Source organism: Sphaerospermopsis sp. LEGE 00249, assembly GCF_014299995.1.
Lineage (GTDB): Bacteria > Cyanobacteriota > Cyanobacteriia > Cyanobacteriales > Nostocaceae > Sphaerospermopsis > Sphaerospermopsis kisseleviana.
This window is the reverse complement of sequence record NZ_JACJUZ010000037.1, coordinates 19,571-38,195: the sequence shown is the minus strand read 5'-3', so window position 1 is coordinate 38,195 and position 18,625 is coordinate 19,571. Positions and strand designations below refer to the sequence as shown.

General features: G+C 36.9%; 15 protein-coding genes. 6 read left to right on the top strand and 9 right to left on the bottom strand.

Features of this window, described 5'->3' with window-relative positions; all coding sequences use genetic code 11:
• Nucleotides 1-188: 188 nt before the first annotated feature.
• Nucleotides 189-1,580 carry an asparagine--tRNA ligase gene (asnS, locus tag H5968_RS14015; protein WP_096567513.1) on the top strand — a complete coding sequence of 464 codons (1,392 nt, stop codon included), beginning with the start codon at nucleotides 189-191 and terminating at the stop codon, nucleotides 1,578-1,580.
• A gap of 316 nt (nucleotides 1,581-1,896) precedes the next feature.
• Here the strand turns inward: asnS and H5968_RS14010 are convergent, their stop codons facing one another.
• On the bottom strand, nucleotides 1,897-3,690 hold the full coding sequence (locus tag H5968_RS14010) for a DUF3685 domain-containing protein (RefSeq protein WP_187040452.1): 1,794 nt from the start codon (nucleotides 3,688-3,690) through the stop codon (nucleotides 1,897-1,899).
• A 360-nt stretch (nucleotides 3,691-4,050) separates the two neighbouring features.
• Complete coding sequence (locus H5968_RS14005) at nucleotides 4,051-4,509, bottom strand: Fur family transcriptional regulator (protein ID WP_187040451.1); 459 nt, start codon at nucleotides 4,507-4,509, stop codon at nucleotides 4,051-4,053.
• 468 nt (nucleotides 4,510-4,977) lie between these two features.
• On the opposite strand from H5968_RS14005, the gene H5968_RS14000 reads away from it, so the two are divergent.
• Nucleotides 4,978-5,460, top strand: coding sequence for a CRR6 family NdhI maturation factor (locus tag H5968_RS14000; protein WP_187040450.1), 483 nt, complete (start codon nucleotides 4,978-4,980; stop codon nucleotides 5,458-5,460).
• 150 nt (nucleotides 5,461-5,610) lie between these two features.
• On the opposite strand, the gene H5968_RS13995 is transcribed toward H5968_RS14000, so the two are convergent.
• Nucleotides 5,611-6,570 carry a glycosyltransferase family 9 protein gene (locus tag H5968_RS13995; RefSeq protein WP_187040449.1) on the bottom strand — a complete coding sequence of 320 codons (960 nt, stop codon included), beginning with the start codon at nucleotides 6,568-6,570 and terminating at the stop codon, nucleotides 5,611-5,613.
• 225 nt (nucleotides 6,571-6,795) lie between these two features.
• Between H5968_RS13995 and ispD the strand changes: the two genes are divergently transcribed.
• From ispD to H5968_RS13980, 3 genes are all read left to right on the top strand, one after another.
• Nucleotides 6,796-7,500, top strand: a complete 705-nt coding sequence (gene ispD / locus H5968_RS13990) for a 2-C-methyl-D-erythritol 4-phosphate cytidylyltransferase (RefSeq protein WP_187040448.1) — start codon at nucleotides 6,796-6,798, stop codon at nucleotides 7,498-7,500.
• Between the two features lie 229 nt (nucleotides 7,501-7,729).
• A complete protein-coding gene (scpB, locus tag H5968_RS13985; protein WP_187040447.1) occupies nucleotides 7,730-8,272 on the top strand; it encodes an SMC-Scp complex subunit ScpB in 543 nt (180 codons plus the stop codon).
• A 137-nt stretch (nucleotides 8,273-8,409) separates the two neighbouring features.
• Nucleotides 8,410-8,754 (top strand): DUF760 domain-containing protein, encoded by a 345-nt coding sequence (locus tag H5968_RS13980; RefSeq protein ID WP_187040446.1) that lies wholly within the window; start codon nucleotides 8,410-8,412, stop codon nucleotides 8,752-8,754.
• A gap of 40 nt (nucleotides 8,755-8,794) precedes the next feature.
• Here the strand turns inward: H5968_RS13980 and H5968_RS13975 are convergent, their stop codons facing one another.
• Together H5968_RS13975 and H5968_RS13970 are read right to left on the bottom strand one after the other, a co-directional pair.
• On the bottom strand, nucleotides 8,795-9,997 hold the full coding sequence (locus H5968_RS13975; RefSeq protein ID WP_187040445.1) for an HhoA/HhoB/HtrA family serine endopeptidase: 1,203 nt from the start codon (nucleotides 9,995-9,997) through the stop codon (nucleotides 8,795-8,797).
• Between the two features lie 96 nt (nucleotides 9,998-10,093).
• Nucleotides 10,094-11,329, bottom strand: a complete 1,236-nt coding sequence (locus H5968_RS13970) for an RNA-guided endonuclease TnpB family protein (protein ID WP_187040444.1) — start codon at nucleotides 11,327-11,329, stop codon at nucleotides 10,094-10,096.
• A 396-nt stretch (nucleotides 11,330-11,725) separates the two neighbouring features.
• Here H5968_RS13970 and H5968_RS13965 point away from each other — a divergent pair, with 396 nt between their 5' ends.
• On the top strand, nucleotides 11,726-12,619 hold the full coding sequence (locus H5968_RS13965; RefSeq protein ID WP_187040443.1) for a M23 family metallopeptidase: 894 nt from the start codon (nucleotides 11,726-11,728) through the stop codon (nucleotides 12,617-12,619).
• Between the two features lie 118 nt (nucleotides 12,620-12,737).
• Here H5968_RS13965 and H5968_RS13960 read toward each other — a convergent pair whose 3' ends face one another.
• From H5968_RS13960 to H5968_RS13950, 4 genes are all read right to left on the bottom strand, one after another.
• A complete protein-coding gene (locus H5968_RS13960; protein ID WP_187040442.1) occupies nucleotides 12,738-13,769 on the bottom strand; it encodes an isochorismatase in 1,032 nt (343 codons plus the stop codon).
• 874 nt (nucleotides 13,770-14,643) lie between these two features.
• The gene (locus H5968_RS26135; RefSeq protein ID WP_370569772.1) at nucleotides 14,644-15,171 is read right to left on the bottom strand and encodes a hypothetical protein; all 528 of its coding nucleotides are present in this window, start codon (nucleotides 15,169-15,171) and stop codon (nucleotides 14,644-14,646) included.
• 105 nt (nucleotides 15,172-15,276) lie between these two features.
• The gene (locus H5968_RS26130) at nucleotides 15,277-15,684 is read right to left on the bottom strand and encodes a hypothetical protein (RefSeq protein WP_370569771.1); all 408 of its coding nucleotides are present in this window, start codon (nucleotides 15,682-15,684) and stop codon (nucleotides 15,277-15,279) included.
• A gap of 566 nt (nucleotides 15,685-16,250) precedes the next feature.
• Nucleotides 16,251-18,545, bottom strand: a complete 2,295-nt coding sequence (locus tag H5968_RS13950; protein ID WP_187040441.1) for a DEAD/DEAH box helicase — start codon at nucleotides 18,543-18,545, stop codon at nucleotides 16,251-16,253.
• Nucleotides 18,546-18,625: the final 80 nt, after the last annotated feature.

Here is an 18,625-nt window from a genome sequence, read left to right as displayed (position 1 = left end):
TTGAGTTCAAGACCTGAAATTAACGAACCACGAAGGAGCGAAGGACACGAAGGTAAGAAGGAAGAGGAGAGTTTTTGGTGTTGTGGCGGTTGTTTTTGCAAAATTGGGATGCTCCCCATCTCCCCTGTTCCCTTTTCCCTGACTAAAATTAATGTTATATATAGTTAAAAAAATCCAAACTGTAAAAAATGATTAAACATCGAATTGCTGAAATATTAAGAAGTGGTCAACCAGAAGAAACCTTAACAGTACAAGGTTGGGTAAGAACCAAACGCGAATTAAAAGGATTTGCCTTTTTAGAAGTTAACGATGGTTCAAGTTTAGCCAACTTACAAATAGTTATTAATCAAGAATTACCAAACTACGAAGCCATATTAAAACAGATAAATACAGGTGCTTCCGTCGAAGTTGCAGGAATATTAGTTGCATCTCAAGGTAAAGGACAGAGAATAGAACTAAAAGCAGATGCAGTAAAAGTTTACGGAGATGCTGATCCCGAAACTTATCCTCTGCAAAAGAAACGTCATTCCTTTGAGTTTTTAAGAACCATTGCCCATTTAAGAGGTAGAACTAACTCCTTTGGATCAGTATTTCGGGTAAGAAATGCTTGTGCAACTGCCATACATCAATTTTTCCAAGAACGGGGTTTTATGTGGGTACATACTCCCATTTTAACCGCCAGTGATTGCGAAGGTGCAGGAGAATTATTCAGTGTGACAAGTTTGAATTTAAAAGATATTCCCCGCACAGAAAATAAAGAAGTTGATTATAGTCAAGACTTCTTTGGAAAACCGACTTATTTAACAGTAAGTGGACAGTTAGAAGCGGAAATAATGGCAATGGCGTTTTCTAACGTCTATACCTTTGGTCCCACATTCCGCGCGGAAAATTCTAACACTTCTCGTCACTTAGCCGAATTTTGGATGGTTGAACCAGAAATGGCGTTTTGTGACTTAGAAGGAGATATGAATTTAGCAGAAGATTTCTTAAAACATATTTTTAAATATGTGATGGAAACCTGTGAAGCAGACATGGAATTTTTCAATCAAAGAATTGATAATACTGTTTTAGACACTGCTAACAATATTATTAACAATCAATTTGAAAGATTGACTTATACCGATGCAGTCAAACTTTTAGAAAAAGCGGATGTAAAATTTGAATATCCTGTAAGTTGGGGTGCAGATTTACAATCAGAACATGAACGTTATTTAGCGGAACAATTGTTTAAAAAACCTGTAATTGTTACAGATTATCCAGCGCAAATTAAAGCCTTTTATATGCGGTTGAATGATGATGAAAAAACCGTGAGAGCAATGGATATTCTTGCACCGAAAATAGGTGAAATTATTGGAGGTTCGCAACGGGAAGAAAGATTAGATGTGTTAGAAAAACGGGTTTTAGCCCAGGGAATGAAAACTGAAGATTTGTGGTGGTATTTAGATTTGCGTCGTTATGGTACTGTACCTCATGCTGGTTTTGGTTTGGGGTTTGAAAGACTGGTGCAGTTTATGACGGGTATGGGGAATATTCGGGATGTGATTCCTTTCCCCCGTACACCACAAAGCGCGGATTTTTAATAGTTAGGAGTCGTAGGGGCGAAGTAGGGGCGAAGCATTCGGAAAATAACTGTGATAAAAATTGATAATTTATCGCCCGAATGCTTCGCCCTTACAGGAAAATAACTGTGATAAAAATTGATAATTTATCGCCCGAATGCTTCGCCCTTATAGGAAAATAACCTGTGATAAAAATTGATAATTTATCGGCAGAATGCTTCGCCCCTACAGCAGTCAGGAGGAAAATCTCTTGATTTCTCTAGCTCTTGGCAATATTTCAGCAAACTCTAAGTAAGTCGGCACGAAAAAACAAGTTATGCAACAAAATGTAAAATGCCTAAAAACCTCTTCCCTCCTGACTTCTACCTTTGTTATTGTTTTGCTTGTCGCTATTACGTTTTAAAGTTTTTTCTGTGAAGGAAACACTACCAATACCTTGAAGAATACCACGGGCAACTAAACCTAAACCTCTACCAATTATTTGTGTTAATACAAATACAATTCCATTACCTAAAAAAGATAATAAAGATTGTAAACGTGGTGCGATCGCATCCCGCAATTCTAACAGTAATGTCACCGCTAAAGGGATATCGGCAAGCTTTGCTAATTCTTGGTTACGAGGAGAATAAATTGATATTTTGGCAATTCCACGAGGTGCAAATACAAATAGTTCATAGCGACTTTCAAAAATTGCCTGGGGTTCATTCACATAATTATTCAATCTGTATTTCCAAGATAAATTATTTCTAAATCTTTCAATTTCTCTTGTGGAAATTAAATGACGATCATAAAAATTTTGTTTGATGGTTTCCACATCTGCTAAAAAATTTAATAATGGTTGTAATACACCATTGGCAACTTGAATTACTAAATTCTCTAAAATCATTGATGCTTGAGAATTTGCAGGTTCACTTCCTGCTGCATAAGATGTGTTGTCAATATATAAATCTGTTTGCCAAAGTAGATAAGAAAACAAGTCTTCTACTAAAGGAATTTTATTGAGGATTTCAGTTTCTACACCTGCTGCATTTTTCAATAAAAAAGTGACTATTTCTATATTGACATCTCCGACATTTATCCGGGAAGATTTACCGTAAAATTCGGTAATTGCTGATTCCCATAAATTAGTGAGAATCTGATTTTTTAACTCAGGTATTTGTGGAATTTCAACTTTTGAACTACGTAGCTCATCTAATTTTTGAGATACTTTTTGTAAGATGATATAAAGCAGTTCTCTTTTTTTGTCTTCACGCAGAATATCAATTTCTAAAGGTATGTCTGTCAGATTTTGTAAAGAAAACTGGAGTTTATTAGTACAAGATGTAAATATTATAGATTGTAGTGCTTTTGGACTCAGTAAAGGCGGTACAACAGTTTGCATTTGTTGTGATTCTGCTTTACTAATGGCGCTATTTGAGTAAGAAATGGGTAGCGGTAATGGTTGAGATTTTTGTATTTCTTGTCTTTCTTCTGGTGCAGACAATAAGTTATTTACTAACCAACGCGCTGCTAAAAGTTCTCTTCTTTGTCCTGCCAAAATAGCTTTATCTAATAATGGTAATCCAGGAATTTTTAATTGTGCTGTAACTGCGGATAGATTATTATTAATATGATTAATTCCTGTTAACCTGATATTATTTCTGAGTCTGGCAAAAGGTAAATTAGATAAAGGGAAATTTATTCCTGTTGTTCCTAACCAATAGTAACCACCTGATGCTATTTCTTGCATGATGGGTACTAATTCAGAAATAGATATACCTTTAGGACAATAGCCATTTACACCTGTATTTTTTGCTGCTAATAACATTTCTGTTGTAGAAATAGCACTTAACAACAAAATGGGTATATGAGGATATAAAGCTTTAAGTTGTCTGCAAAATTGTAACCCTAGCTGTTGAGATTCGCTAGAACTGCCATTGCCTAATTCTAAAACTATTAAATTGACTTGGTTTTGATCCGGTGCTGCAATTTCCGCTAAAACCTGTAAGGCTGCGGTATCTGTGGGAACATCGGCTACTACTTGTAGGTGGGGAATTGTTTCTAGAGCTACCCTTAGTCCTAGACGAAAGATGGGATCTGGGTCAATTAATAAGAATTGTAAATTTAAACTACTTAAAGGGCGATCGCTCATAGTCAGGTTAAATAAAAATAGAATTTTTTCCCAGCCAAAAAACCGCAGTCATCCCTAGCTGAGTCATTCCCATTTTCACCTGTTTTTGTCACTTTAATTTATCAGCAGTGATAATGTAAAGCATTAGCCAGTTACTAATAGACATCTCTAGAAAAGAAATTATGGAACCTATTTATGGGGGCAGGTCGAAGCTTATGGGATATCTAGATGTCTGATTTTTACGTTAAATTATCGCCCTGTAAGGGCGAAGCATTCGGAAAATATCCTTTGGTGAATACCGATCATTAATCGCTCGAATGCTTCGCCCCTACTTCACCCCTACAACTTATGACAAATTAATACATTCTATTTTGGAGAGGTCTAATGATCATTGTGATCTGGTTGTAAGTGACGGTGTCCAAAAAAGTTGATGGTATATCCACTAATCTTGACTCCGGTTTGTGCCTCAACTTGCTGGATCAACTCTTCTGGTAGTTCTATATGTACATCTAAAATTTGATTTGTATCTAAACAGTTAACATGGCTGTGAGCATCAGTCACATTACCATATAACCTCCCATCACAATGTTCAATACACTCAATAATACCTTGACTTGATAGAGCTTCTAAATTTTGATAAACAGAAGTGTGGCCAATCTCTTTACCTTGTTGGTTTAAGCGATCGTAAATCTCTCTAGCAGAAAGATGTTCTTTAGCTTGCCATAGTAATTCTAGTATAAATCGGCGCTGGCGGCTGACGCGCATACCTAGCATTTGACATCGATCTAGAGCATCTTCTAAAGAACGAATTGCTTTTGTAGAAATAGCTGGTTTTTGCATATTTCAGTTTTAACTGTAGGAACTGTAGGAATAGTTTTCAGATTTCATGAAAAATGATTATTTTTATACCCAGGGATATTACATATTTACAATATATTCTTTGCTTATACCTGTGTCTTTAATACGAATATCCTTTATTAATCATTGGTTTGAGCCAGTTTCGTTTTTGGTTGGTTGATGATTAATTACATCCTAACTCTAAAACAAACTCATTACAACTTTAGCTTATTCAGGCTATGAATGTCCAGGCGAGGGGTGGTATTTTGGCAAATTGTATATAAAATTTTAAATTGTCAATAGTACAAGTACCCAATCTAGAAAAAATAACACTATAAAATTCAATGTGATTAATAAGTAAATGTTGATATTTAACAAATACAAAATAGAGTAGCATCAATACCTAAAAACTGCTACTGTTGATTCTGGATACTACTCCTAAGCAATCAAAAAAGCTGCCAAAAAAAGTCAATGACAATCACAATCAGCCTTAATAACGACTCTATCAATAATCTAGATTTGTCACCTGCATTAAAAGTAATTGAACCATTGCTGCAAGAGGAATCCATTACATCGCAGGAACAGCAATTGCGTTTTGAAATCAATTACCCACGGGAGGCAAATGATCCACGAGAACTGTCAGAAATTCCAGAGGTCAGGTTGTGGTTTGTGCGTTTAGATGCCAAATATCCGTGGTTGCCGTTTTTACTAGACTGGAAAGCTGGGGAATTAGCGCGTTATGCTGCTATGCTAGTACCCCATCAGTTTACTAAAAAAGAAGGTATACAGTACAACCCTGAAGCCTTAGAGATTTTTTTGATGCACAAAATTTTTATTTTAAGTAATTGGCTAAAACAGCAAAGTATTCCCACACCATTCCGACTTAAATCTTTCGCGCAAATCTTGGGTTATGAATTAGAAGATAGCTTTTTTGAAATGATTGAAAAAAGATAGGAATCTAGGAGTTAGTAGGGGCAATCCCCCCGTGGCTGCCCCAAGAGTCAGGAGTTATAATGTTTGTCATCTGTTATATAAATTTCGGATTTTAGATTTTTCAATCAATCCAAAATCCAAAATCTAAAATCTAAAATCTAAAACTAATAGTCAACCGCCCCAGATTTTTTCTAAAACGGTTGCAGGTGCGATATCAGCGGTTTTGCCAGTGGGAGATTTAATGGCGAGGAATTTATCACTGGTGGGTAATATTTTTCCTGGGTCTGTAGAACCAAGTAGGGCGATAGTATAGGTTTGTACAGCTATAGCCACTTGTAGGGGCGCACTGTTGAGAGAAAGCATTAAACTTGCTCCACCAATTATGGCAGTTAATTTGCCCACATCATCAATGGCAATTACTTTAATACCGGGACAAGATTCCACCAGGGAAGAAACAAATTTATCATCCTCAGTTTCTTTAATGACCACCACTGGTAAATCTGGCTGTTTGCGTTGACAATCTTGAATAATTTGTTGCCAACTAGCTACAGGATAGCTGGTATCAGCACCATTAATTTGGGATAACTTACCAGAACCACCAGAGAGCAAGATGTAACCTGTGTCATTAATACCCAAGCGTTTTTGTTGTTGTTGCGCCCATTCAATATCTGGTTTCAGTATATTTACTGCTAACGGTGGGCAAGGTGTCTTGATTCCCAGAGGTTGCAACAAATCATGATACATGGAAGGGATATATTGGGATGTATTGGGAGATACAACACTGGTAAGAAAATTTGCACCACTACCTTGGAAGCCAATGCGAGTGGGAATACCAGTTAACCAGAGAAATAAACCGACAAACCAACTTTCTCCAGCAGTGATGGCAACATCATATTCGCGATCGCGGATTGTTCCCACCAAGTTACCCCAATCTGCTAAACTATTACGGTCCTTGTAATCAAAGGTCAATACCTCGTGAACTGACTTGCTCACTCGGTAGGCAGCCTTTGACCGGGGTTCCACAACCACATCTATCAAAGCGTCGGGATAGGAACGCTTGAGATCATCCAATGTGGGGAAAAAAAGAACTTGGTCGCCAATTGAACCAGGTACAAAAGCTACTACTCGCATAAATAATATATTTATTGAAGCTTATCGTCCTTATTTTATGTGAAATGGGGAATGGTAATTGGTAATGGGTGATTGGTAATTGGTGATTGGTGACTGGTGACTGGTGATTGGTGATTGGTGACTGGGCATTGGTAAAAATCTTTTCTTCCCCTGCCTCCCCTACCTCCCCTGCTTCCCCTACCTCGTGACTCCTGCCTCCTGCTATTTACAAAATTGAGGAAAGTTGTGTATTTATTAATTCCGGCCGCAGGTAGCGGCAAAAGAATGGGTGCTGACCGCAATAAACTGTTATTAAAGGTTCGTTCAAAAACTCTGATTGCTTGGACTTTGTTAGCTGCGGAAGCTGCTAGTGCTATCAGTTGGATCGGAATTATTTCCCAACCTCATGACTGGGAGGACTTTAAGGCAATTTTGGCTGATTTAAAGCTAACTAAACCTGTGGAGTTTATTCCTGGTGGTGCTACCCGCCAAGAGTCGGTTTATAACGGATTACAGGCATTACCAGGAAATGCTGAACAAGTATTAATTCATGATGGGGCGCGATGTTTAGCTACACCGGACTTATTTAATGCTTGTGCAGCAGCTATTCTTCATTGTCCAGGGTTAATTGCGGCTATACCTGTAAAAGATACAATTAAAGTTGTGGGGGAAAGTGGCATAATTCAAAGTACACCCAGCAGAGAGCAACTTTGGGCGGCGCAAACTCCCCAAGGATTTGATGTTAAGTTGTTAAAAGAATGTCATGCTGATGGTGTGCGTCAAGGTTGGGAAGTGACAGATGATGCAGCTTTGTTTGAAAAATGCGGGCTTGAAGTACGGATAGTACCGGGGGAAGAAACGAATTTGAAAGTGACAACTCCTCAAGATTTGGCGATCGCAGAATTTATTCTCAGTAACAGGGAACAGGTAACTGGTGATTGGTGGCAGTGAAGAAAGGAAGCGGAGCAGGGGAGGAAAATTAAAAGTCATGCATTCAAAAGTCAAAAAACAGAGAATAGGGAATAGGGAATAGGAAAAGGCAAAAGTTACAATTTTCATTTCTCCTAACTCCTGACTCCTATACGGGCGAAGCATTCGGAAAATAAACTGTGATAAAAATTGATAATTTATCGCCCGAATGCTTCGCCCCTACGACTCCTGAATTCCTGAACTTTTAAATATGTCCAAGAAGAATATAGCCATAGCAATCAAAATAGAAGCGATTTTGTATTTAAAGGGTAAACCCTTATCTGTGAGTGAAATTGCCGAGCATGCTGGGTGCGATCGCCATACAGCGGAAGAAGGGATAATTGAACTGATGGATAATTATGCCCGTCGAGATAGTGCGCTAGAAATTGTGGAAACTGCAAATGGTTATAGTTTGCAACTGCGGTCAGATTTTCATGATTTAGTACAGACTTTGATCCCTGTGGAGTTGGGTGTGGGGGCTTTACGCACTTTAGCAGCGATCGCTCTTAACAGTCCCATTTTGCAAAGTGAGTTAATAGAACTGCGGGGTTCAGGTGTATATCAGCACGTTCCTGAACTGGTAGAATTAGGATTTGTGCGTAAACGACGAGACAATGAATCCCGGTCATATTCGTTACAAGTCACGTCAAAATTTCACCAATATTTCCAAATTGATCAACTTCCCGAAATTATTCCCAAAACCGACAAAGAACAACAGTTAGAACTGAAGTTAGAGGTGACAGGTGATGGGTGACTGGGGACTGGGGACTGGGGACTGGGTTAAATTATCCTTGAACTCCTGACTCCTTGAACTCCTGTTCCCTTATAAATGCGCTAGGCTTGTGATATGGTTTAAAGTAGAATTAGCAACTAAGCTAAGAAGAATTGCCAATGGTGTTTGATCCTGATTTTTTGAATGACAACTCTGAGGAACACACTCATCAGCTTCTGAACGAACACTTGGGGGAAAATCCGAATCAGTTATTGAAATATTTACAGCATCAATCTCCCGACGTTCTAGCCCGTGTAGCCCAATCTGCCAGCCCAGAAATTAAACAAATCATTTCCCAGAATGTCCAAGGACTGGTAGGAATGCTCCCAGGAGAGAGTTTTAATGTGCAAGTTACTACAGACCGAGATAACCTCGCAGGACTGTTAGCATCAGCAATGATGACTGGTTATTTTCTGCGGCAGATGGAACAAAGAATGCAATTAGAGCATTTGTCTAATCAATAGTTCCAAGTACAGACGTGATCAACTACGCCTGTACTAATAACTAATTTTGTGTCTCAGTTCCTGAGCGTATTTTAAAGGTTTGAGTTTTGCCATTACGGTTAACTTCAATTTTGAAAATGTCTCCGACTTGACTTGAATCAATAATTTTCTGCAATTGGGCTGTGATGTTCACTGGTTTACCGTTGATTTTTTGAATCACGTCTCCGGGGAGCAGTCCTCCCTCCTCTGCCGGTGAATTTTTGATAACTTTCTTAATCACAATCCCAACATCTGGCTGAATGTTGAGTGTATTGTCTTGATTCAATTGCTGTTTTTTGGTCGGTGAAAGGTCTACCATTTCAATGCCCAAAAAAGGGTGATCTGCTTTTCCTTTGGTAAATAACTCATGAGCTATGCGGGCGGCGGTTTCAATGGGAATGGCAAAACCCAGTCCTTGAGCATCGGCGCGAATGGCGGTATTAACGCCAATCACTTCACCTTGGGCATTTAAAAGCGGTCCACCTGAGTTACCAGGGTTAATTGCCGCATCGGTTTGGATAAAACTAACCCGTTTATTGGGAACGCCTACTTGGGCGCTGGTCCGATCAGTGGCGCTGATAATACCAATTGTGACAGTATTATCTAAACCTAAAGGATTGCCAATGGCGATCGCCCACTGACCAGGAATTAAATTTTGTGAATTACCTAATTTAACGGTAGGCAATTTATCCGCAGGAATTTTGACCACTGCTACATCTGTAACAGTATCAACTCCCACCACCTTACCTTCAAAAGTGCGACCATCTTTAAGGGTGACTAATACTGTATCTGTTTGGGCGACTACGTGAGCATTTGTTACTAATTGACCATCCTCGCTAAGTATAAACCCTGAACCAGTACCGCGCTCAATTCGTTCTTGGGGAATTGGTTCTTCATCTTCGCCAAAAAAACGCCGCCACATTGGATTTTTCAAAGCGTCAAAAATTGGATTTACTACTTTACGAGTAGCATTAATTCGCACAACCGCAGGACCAACTTTCTGTACAGCAGCAGCAATAAAATTTACATTATCGCCACCAGTAGAATTAGGCAAGCCCTGAGAAGGATAGGTAATCACAGATTCTGAAGGTAAAGCCGCTGTAACATTTTTCAACTCTTGAAACGAACCATTGCTGGGAAAAAATCGACTACCAAGTATACCCAGACTACTGCCCATAGCCACTAAGAACAGATAAACGGCTAATTGCTTCACAGATAACTTCATATTAATTAATTAATTAATTAATTAAGAATAATTGCGATCATAGTCAGACAGTTACTAATTGACACTCCCTCGACTTCTAGTCGGGGGATTCTTGGTTCACTGAGTCAACTTACCTGAACTTGTCGCCAAATCCAAACAGAGGTCGTTCTCTCCCCAAGCGTTAGTTCCGGTGTGTCCCACCGTACTTAATCCTTTGGCTAAAATATTCAGTGCGGCATTCTCATCTCGGTCTAAAACAGTTCCACAGTGGCAACATTCATGAGTTCTTGTTGACAAAGTTTTGACAACAGTTTTCCCACAACTAGAACAGTTTTGACTTGTCCAGTGTGGTGGTACTGCAATAGTTATCTTGCTATAAACTTTACCAAAATATTCCAGCCAACACCGGAATTGATACCAAGACGCATCACTAATACTTTTGGCTAATTTATGGTTCTTAACCATATTTTGCACTTGCAAGTCTTCATAAACAACCACGTCGTTAGACTGGATTACGCACTTTGCTAACTTCACAACAAAGTCTTTACGCTGTCTACTAACTTTCAAGTGCTTTCTTGCTAGTTTATTCTTAGCTTTTTTGTAGTTATTGGATTGAGATTTACCTTTTCTAAATTTTTTAGAAACCCGTTTTTGTAGGCGTTTTAATCCTCTCTCTGATTTCTTGAAAAATCTAGGATTTTCTATCTTATCTCTATTGGAATCAGCATAGAAATGGTTTAAGCCAACGTCTAAAGCAATAACCTTTTTACTTGGTGTTAATTTAATTTCTCGGTCAACAGCAATGCAAAATTGGGCATAATACCCATCTGCACGTTTTACCAATCGGACACGCTTGATGTCTGTAATTTGGTAGAAATGCAGATCATAAGTTCCTACTAATTTTAATTTCCCAATTCCAAACCCATCAGTTAGAGTTAGATATTTTCTATCTGCTGATAGCTTCCATCCTGTAGTTTTGTATTCTACAGAATGACCACGTTTCTTAAAATTTGGAAACCCCTTACTTCGACTACGCCCTTCGGCTATGCTCAGGACAGGCTCAGTACAAGTTTTGCCTGAAACTTTTTTCTTGCAGTTGCTATAAAAACGAGAAATTGCCACCCAAGCTGTATCTGCTGATGCCTGTCTTGCCATTGAGTTAAGTTTACCTGCCCACTCAAAGTTTGCAGCCAGTTCTTTGCAGTATGCGCTCAGATCGTATTTACCGAGTTTTTGGTTGTCCATCCAGTAGCGAATACAAGAATTACGGACAAACAAAGCAGTTCTGATTGCTTCATCAATCAGATTTAACTGCTGGTGTTTACCCTTTAACTTGAACTCGTATACTAACATAGATGACTATTATATTACGCCATAAATTATAGCGTAAACGGAAAGCGAGTGCAAGATGGCACTGCGACTAAAGTCGCTTGAGTCGTTTTTCATCCCACCCCTAAAGGACGTAAAAACCTGAACACTTTTTGGATTTTCAGGCTTTTACTGGTAGGCTTTCAAACTTCCCACTATTTCTTGTAAATGATCAGTGAACAGATTAGTTAACAGAAATTGAATAATTAATACATTATTTGGGATCATTTTCAGTTTTCGGACTTTGGATTTTGGATTGACTCTGGGGTTAAGTTTGAGGACTTATACCATGAAAGAATTATCAGTCAAACAAAAAAAATGATCCCATCTTGAAAATTCCCCAACTAAAATCTAGAATTAGCTATTTCTTTCTTAGTTAACATGACTTTTCGCTATCGTCCAATGTTTCTCTGTAGCTTAATTAGCACCTTGGGGCTAATTTCCACAATGCTACAACTGCAAAGCGCGAATGCAGTACCAAGTTGTCCAACTCCAGCCTTATCGAGAATTCAAAAACATCAAGTTACTGGTGGTGAGACTTTAGATAGCATAGCCGAGAGATATAAACTCATGCCAGAAACAATTATTAACATGAATCCCTTTGTTAATAACGGTACTGTGACACCTGGTAATCAATTGCAAATTCCCCCCTTTGATGGAATTGTGGTACAAGTTCCCAGTGGTCAAAATTGGAGACAAGTGGCAGCAAATTACAAAGTTCGTCCAGATACATTGTTTGAAATTAATGGTTGTCAACAAAACCCCAGAGTTGTTTTTGTTCCTGTTTTACCAGGAATGAGAGAAAGACAAAATCGGATAATTGCTAGTTCTCCTGTAGCAAATACACCAACTTTACCATCGGCAAGTATAACCGGATATCCTTTAGCTAATTCTACAACTGTAGCTTTACCTTATGGGTGGCAAATTCATCCGATTACAGGTAAAGTTTTTTTTCATAGTGGTGTAGATTTAGTAGCAGAAGTAGGTAAACCTGTGCAAGCGATCGCTCCTGGTGTTGTAGTCTTTGCTAAAGATCAAGCCAGCTACGGAAAATTAGTAATTATTAATCATGCAGGTGGACTACAAACTCGTTACGCTCAATTAGAAACAATACAAGTTAAGCTGGGACAAAATGTAAAACAAGGTGACATATTAGGAACAGTTGGTGCTACAGGTCAACCAACTTCTAGAGAACCACATTTACATTTTGAAATTCGTGCTAATGAACCCCTTGGTTGGACTGCAAAAGATCCAAAAGAATATTTAACTAGGTGACTGGTGACTGGTGACTGGTGACTGGTGACTGGTGACTGGTGACTGGTGACTGGGTAATCAATTTTATGTTTCCCAATCAACTATTAACTATCAACTGTCAACTATCAACTATCAACTATCAACTATCACCAATTACCCATTCTGTTGATTTAATAATGTGCATTCCTGCTGCTGCAAATCTGTCAAATGCTATGTTAGCTTGTTCTGTGTAGTCAACAACATCGGAAACAACAACAGGAGATGTGCAATCTTCTAACAGATAGATTTTATTTGTCAGGGTGCTATCTACCTGTTGAATTTCTGTTAATAAATCGTCAATTGTCCACGCCACACAATGACTCTTAGCTTGTCCACCAATAATCACTGCATCATATTCTAAAAGTTGTTTAATCAAGTTTGTGTTTTTTTTGGCAATTGGTTTTTCATCAAATCCTGTTAAAACTTCTGGACGTAAAATAGAATAATTTTCTGTTAAAGTATTTTCCCCTTTTAATTCAAATTGGGATTGACTTTGACGAGCAATACTATGATAAAATATTGCTTCTTCCACTGCGGAAACTAAAGCATGACCAATTCCTCCTAACATGGAATGATAAGGCCAAATTGTCAGGGGATATTTACCATCTTGACTGAGTTGTTTAACATAGTGAAAAGCTTGTTTTTTCAGAAGTTCATAATCTCCATTAGTCACACTATGAGCAACTGCTGGGTTAACTTGCCAAATCCCTTTTTCAATATCCGATAAAGTGATATTAGTTTCTGCTGGTGTGGGGTGTTTTCCATCGGCATTTATCCAAAAAATCGGATGGAAAATTTGCATTGCTGTGTGAGTATCTAAGGTGGGGATAATTTTGGTAATTCTGCCCAAGTTACGATAAATAAACTCACACAATCTTTTGTTATCATCAACAGCACCAGTTCCGCTTTGTCCACCTACATATAATTCAAATTCTGGAATACAAAAGGTGTTTTGGACATCTATTAATAATAGACAAATGCGGTTTTTATCGGTTGCTGCTGGGGGAATATTATATTGTTTTGTCCATGCTTCTGCTTCAGATGCTAGTTGTTGATAAGGTACGCGGTATATTTCCCCGACTTTGTTGGGGTGGAAGTGGGGAGGGATGGGGAGTTGGTTTGGTTGTGTCATCGGTTTATTTAATCTTTTTCTATTTACAGCTATTTTCAGGTAAATGAACCACACTTTGATCAAGATTTCGCGCAAAGGTGGAAAGGTGCAAAGGCGCAAAGTTATAATTAATCTCGTTTTTTCAAATCTCGTATATTTTTAGTATTGATAAATCCCTATCCTATATAAAAGCAGGCTGCAAAAAAGCTGATTTTAACCTTGTTTGTTAATTGAGTGATAATTTAAAGTTATGATAATACCATCAATGGTTTAAATATTCCTAAATTTGGAAATTTCCTCTTTATATTTTCTTAATATTTAATTGAGAATTATTTTTATTTACCCACGAGCTTGCAATACTTTCAGCGATTTGCTATAATTTTTTAAAATTTCATAATTTAGGCGTAGTATATACTTTTTAAAAAAAAAGGTTTATAGATAGCCAAAACCCTTGATTTTACGTTATTTGAGAAATAGTCAAAATCTGCATAGAGAAAAAAGCGGTGATTTCGTAAACTTTTTTGCGGGTGAAATGAGAGGTTGATCCATGTCTTGTAAAAGGGTGGGTTGACAAAATAGACATTTTATGTATTAGCGGTGAGTGAGAGTCAAGTTATAGGGTAAAAGTGATCGCTTTTCTCTAGGTATAGATAATAGAGTTTTTGTGCGATCGCTCTTTTTATTAATAATTCAAAAATCATAATTCATAGATTATAAATGGCGAATTATTTGTATCGGTAATTTATTGATAAAAACAGATATCTTGGTTTGAGGGTTGAAACCAAATTAAGGTAATTAGAAAATTGAAACAGGTAAGGAAGTAGAGAAATAAATGTAAGATAATTCAAGATAATTCAAGATTTCTCTATTTCTCTACCTCTGTTTTTTTCTACTATTAATCTTGTGATGTTGGTAATTTAGAATTAACTAAATTGGTAAATTCTTCCAAAGAAGTAATCGTAATTGATGATACAAATAATTCTTCTAAAGCGGTTAGATCATCAATTTTCTGAATATTTTTGCTCAGTATTTCGGGAATATCACCAAACTTGACTTGCAGAAGTTTAATAATATCTTGTTGGCGAGTTCTTGCAATAAATAATTCTTCAGTAGGTGTTAAAAAAGGCATTTCTATCTCCTTTTCATACTCGGTTATTTTGGTGAGCAATTTCTGTTGTAATTCCTGAGTTAATGACATCATTTTGTCAATAAATCTAAAGAGGTTTTCAATGTCATATCTGCTTAAACCTCGCTCATATAAACTTCTAATTAATTGCCATTTCCACTGCTCCCTATCTGCGAGTTTGTTAGTAGTAGTTTTGGTTTTTAAATGTGCCATTACTAATATAGCAAAGAGATTGCTGCTTTGCTCTAGTTCTTCCCATTTGTAATCTATGAGTTTGACTGTATCAAACTTACACACAACCTCACTATTACCTAAACCGTATTGATAACAATTAGGTCGCCATGTTTTGCTTTCATCTCCTAATATGGCTAAACTAACTACTGGTTTATGGTATAACAGGACTTACGCAGAAGTTACGGAAGAATGAACCACGAAGGACACGAAGGACACGAAGATAAGAGGTTTTGAGAGATATTTTGCGTAAGTCCTATATAAGTCAAAGGAGCGGTATTTATAGATATACATCCTTTGGGAAAATTCTTCATCGTATTGACTTTGTACTTCGATGTGAATTAATATCCAAATTTCTGTGTTATCTAGTAACCACACTTGATATAATTTATCAGCATAGCGTTTTTCTGTGTTAGAGGTAGCTGTAATTTGTTCTAGTTCTTTGTCTAGGGAAATTGGTGTTTTACTCCAGTCTATTTGCTGATAAATTTGGGGATAAAAGAAGCTGATAAATTCTGGAAAGTATTTTTCTATTGCTCCTTTCCATGCTTGATCATAATTTGCTGTTGTTGGGTTCATGTTTAGGTTTTTTAGTTTTTTATTTGCTGGTTAATTGTATATGATACTGATGTATTGATGAGGATTTTTATGATGTTTTAATTATTTGATTTTGGTGGAGGTAAGGCAAATTATGGGTAGTATAGCGATCGCTTCAGGGAGTTACCGCTAACTCATTTCCAAAGTATCACTAAATCGCGCATCATTAATAAATTAAAAATATCGAATTATTTACATATGCAATTTATTTACAAAAACTGATATTACTGATATTTTTGTAGGGGTTTAGCAATGCTAATTGGTGTCAATTTAAAATCAAAACCATAACCCGACTGGGAATGAATTCCCAGTCTAATAGCAAAAGTCATCTAAAGATGACTAAATACACAAAAAATCTTCTAGTAAACTTTAGTTTACTTTGGTTATTAGCCCGGAAATTCATTTCTGGGCGGGGGTGGAAGCTAACAGATCAGCCATTTTTTGATTAAGTTGACACCACACTATTAAGTATTTTTAAATAGGTGAGTTTATTCAAGATTGATATATGTGTTGGGTTTCGTTTCCTCAACCCAACCTACTACTGAATATTAAAGATTTTGTTCATCTTCTTCAGTTAAATCATCATTAGCATCTTCAGGTAGTTTGACTCCTTTCAAAGTGAAAGTAAAAGTATTACCTTGTGCAATTACTTTATTTACTTCTTCATAGAAAGGATAATTACCAATACCACTAATATTCACCCAACCACGAGAACGCGTTAAAGCTACAAATAATTGATTTCGTAGTTTTGTATCGCTTTCATTTTTAGCAATGTTATCTAACCCAACTACATAAACCATATCTGCTTCATTTCCCTTAGTTCTATCAATTCTAGAAACGGTTACACCACCATCAAACCAGAATAAATCAGGATTATTATTAGGCCATTTGGGATTAATATCATTTAATGCTAATGCGCTAGGAATATAAATATCAATTCCATAATCTATTAAAAAATTAGCTATTTCTCTTTCTAATTTATTGCCATTATAAAAAGGTGGAGTAGTATAACCCAAAGCAATTACTAAGATGTTGCGACTAGGACTTAATTGATCTTCTTGTAAATTATATTTAATTTTCTCTACTAATGCGAAAAGCTCATCTTGACGAGAATCATAGTTTTCAAATTTAATCACTGGATGATTAGAGATGCGAGGAACTGGATTAGGTGAATTTTCTGGAGGTCTGGTAATAGTAATTTTAGCATTACTGCTGATTTTACCTTCTACCACTTCAAACCCAATAGAATGTAAATCTTGTTTCTGCATACGTTCGGGTTTTAGCACTCCTTCTGTTCTTAATAAACCAGTACCAAAAGCATAAGCAGCAGTTAAGATTTCTCCAGGAGTACGGTAGCAACGTTCCATCTCATGAGCTTTACGAATACCCCCCGGATAAATACCACCTTCACGACTACCACCTTTACGACTACCACCTAAGACATTACTCAGTTCATCACCCAAGACTTTGCTTGCTGTTGGTGCAACTGCTCCTGTAGAATGTATGGTCTGCGCCTCATCATAAGCCCAAATCAAACGTTTTTGCTCAGGTTGCTCCTTAGTCACAGATTTTAATGATTGATATGCTAACCAATAAATTGACTGTTTCTCTTCACCATCTTCTGCTGTAAATTTTAGATCATCTTCCGTCATTAAATCCTGTCCTTCATCAATCACTAAAGCATCAAAAATAGGGTTGAATTTTGGCTTTTGCTGCAAAAAGTTTCGACAACCATAGGCTAATGCATTATTAGGAACTTCTTCTCCTGTATCAGGTGGATTTAACTTTCTTATCCTTTCGATTCTACAAATTTCACCATATAAACCATCTCTATTGTTTGCACCCCAAGCATGAAGAACTCTTAAATTGGAATTAGGGAAATTGTTATATTCGATTTCTCCATTAGTAAAATGTTCTATCCATAACTCAAATAATTTTTCAATTTGGTCATATAAACTACGAGTAAAGAAGACAAATGCAATTTTCCATTCAGGATGTTTCAGGTGCATAATCACTGCTTTCTGACTAAAAAGAACAGTTTTTCCTGAACCAGCAATTCCTCTTACTCGTTGTGGACCTGGTGGAATAGTTTTACCAATATATTCCTGTTTAACATCCCATTCATACATCAGTTTTTGTGCTTCTGCTAATATATTGTAAAGACTTTGATTATCAGCAGATTCTATTCTTTCTAAAGACTTACGCAGAATAGATGTTCCACTTATAACACTTAAAAGGGATTTATATTGACTATCATTTAATGATTCGCCTGTAATCGCCGCCTGAGATTTTTCTATACGGTTTTTTAAACCAACTTCACCCAGTTGATTATTAAATATAAATGGTGTACCCTCTTCTGTTCCCGTCCATCCTTTTTCTTGCCATTGTTTTGTACTAATATTGGGAAAAGCAATTAAAGTACGTCCAATGATTTTTTGTTGAATATCTGATTCTGGAGTTTTAATAGGTTCTTGATCACAATATTTACGCAACACTGCGGCATATTTAGAAATATTTTCCAGAGAATAATTTTGTTGTAGAGTATTATTTATAAACTGGATATAGTTATCATTAACTGATGTAATTTGTTCAATATTTACAGGACAAACTTCTATTATAATAATGCCCCATTGTTGATCAACAATAAGTATATCTGGTTCTTTGCGGCGATCGCCAACTTGCAGAAAAAGAGGATAACGCCAATACCCAATACTAGACTCACGACTAGAAGAAAATGCTGCTCTGACTGCATCCCAAACTTTTTGATAACCAGCATCATTATTTGGTGCAATAGCTTCTGTAGTAATAAAACGTGGTAAACCTTGTCTAGCTTTCGTAGTCATTGTATTTGTTGTTTATGTGTAGATTAATTCTTTATACTATAGTTTTCATTGTTGTAGATACGGATTTATACTGTTCTTGT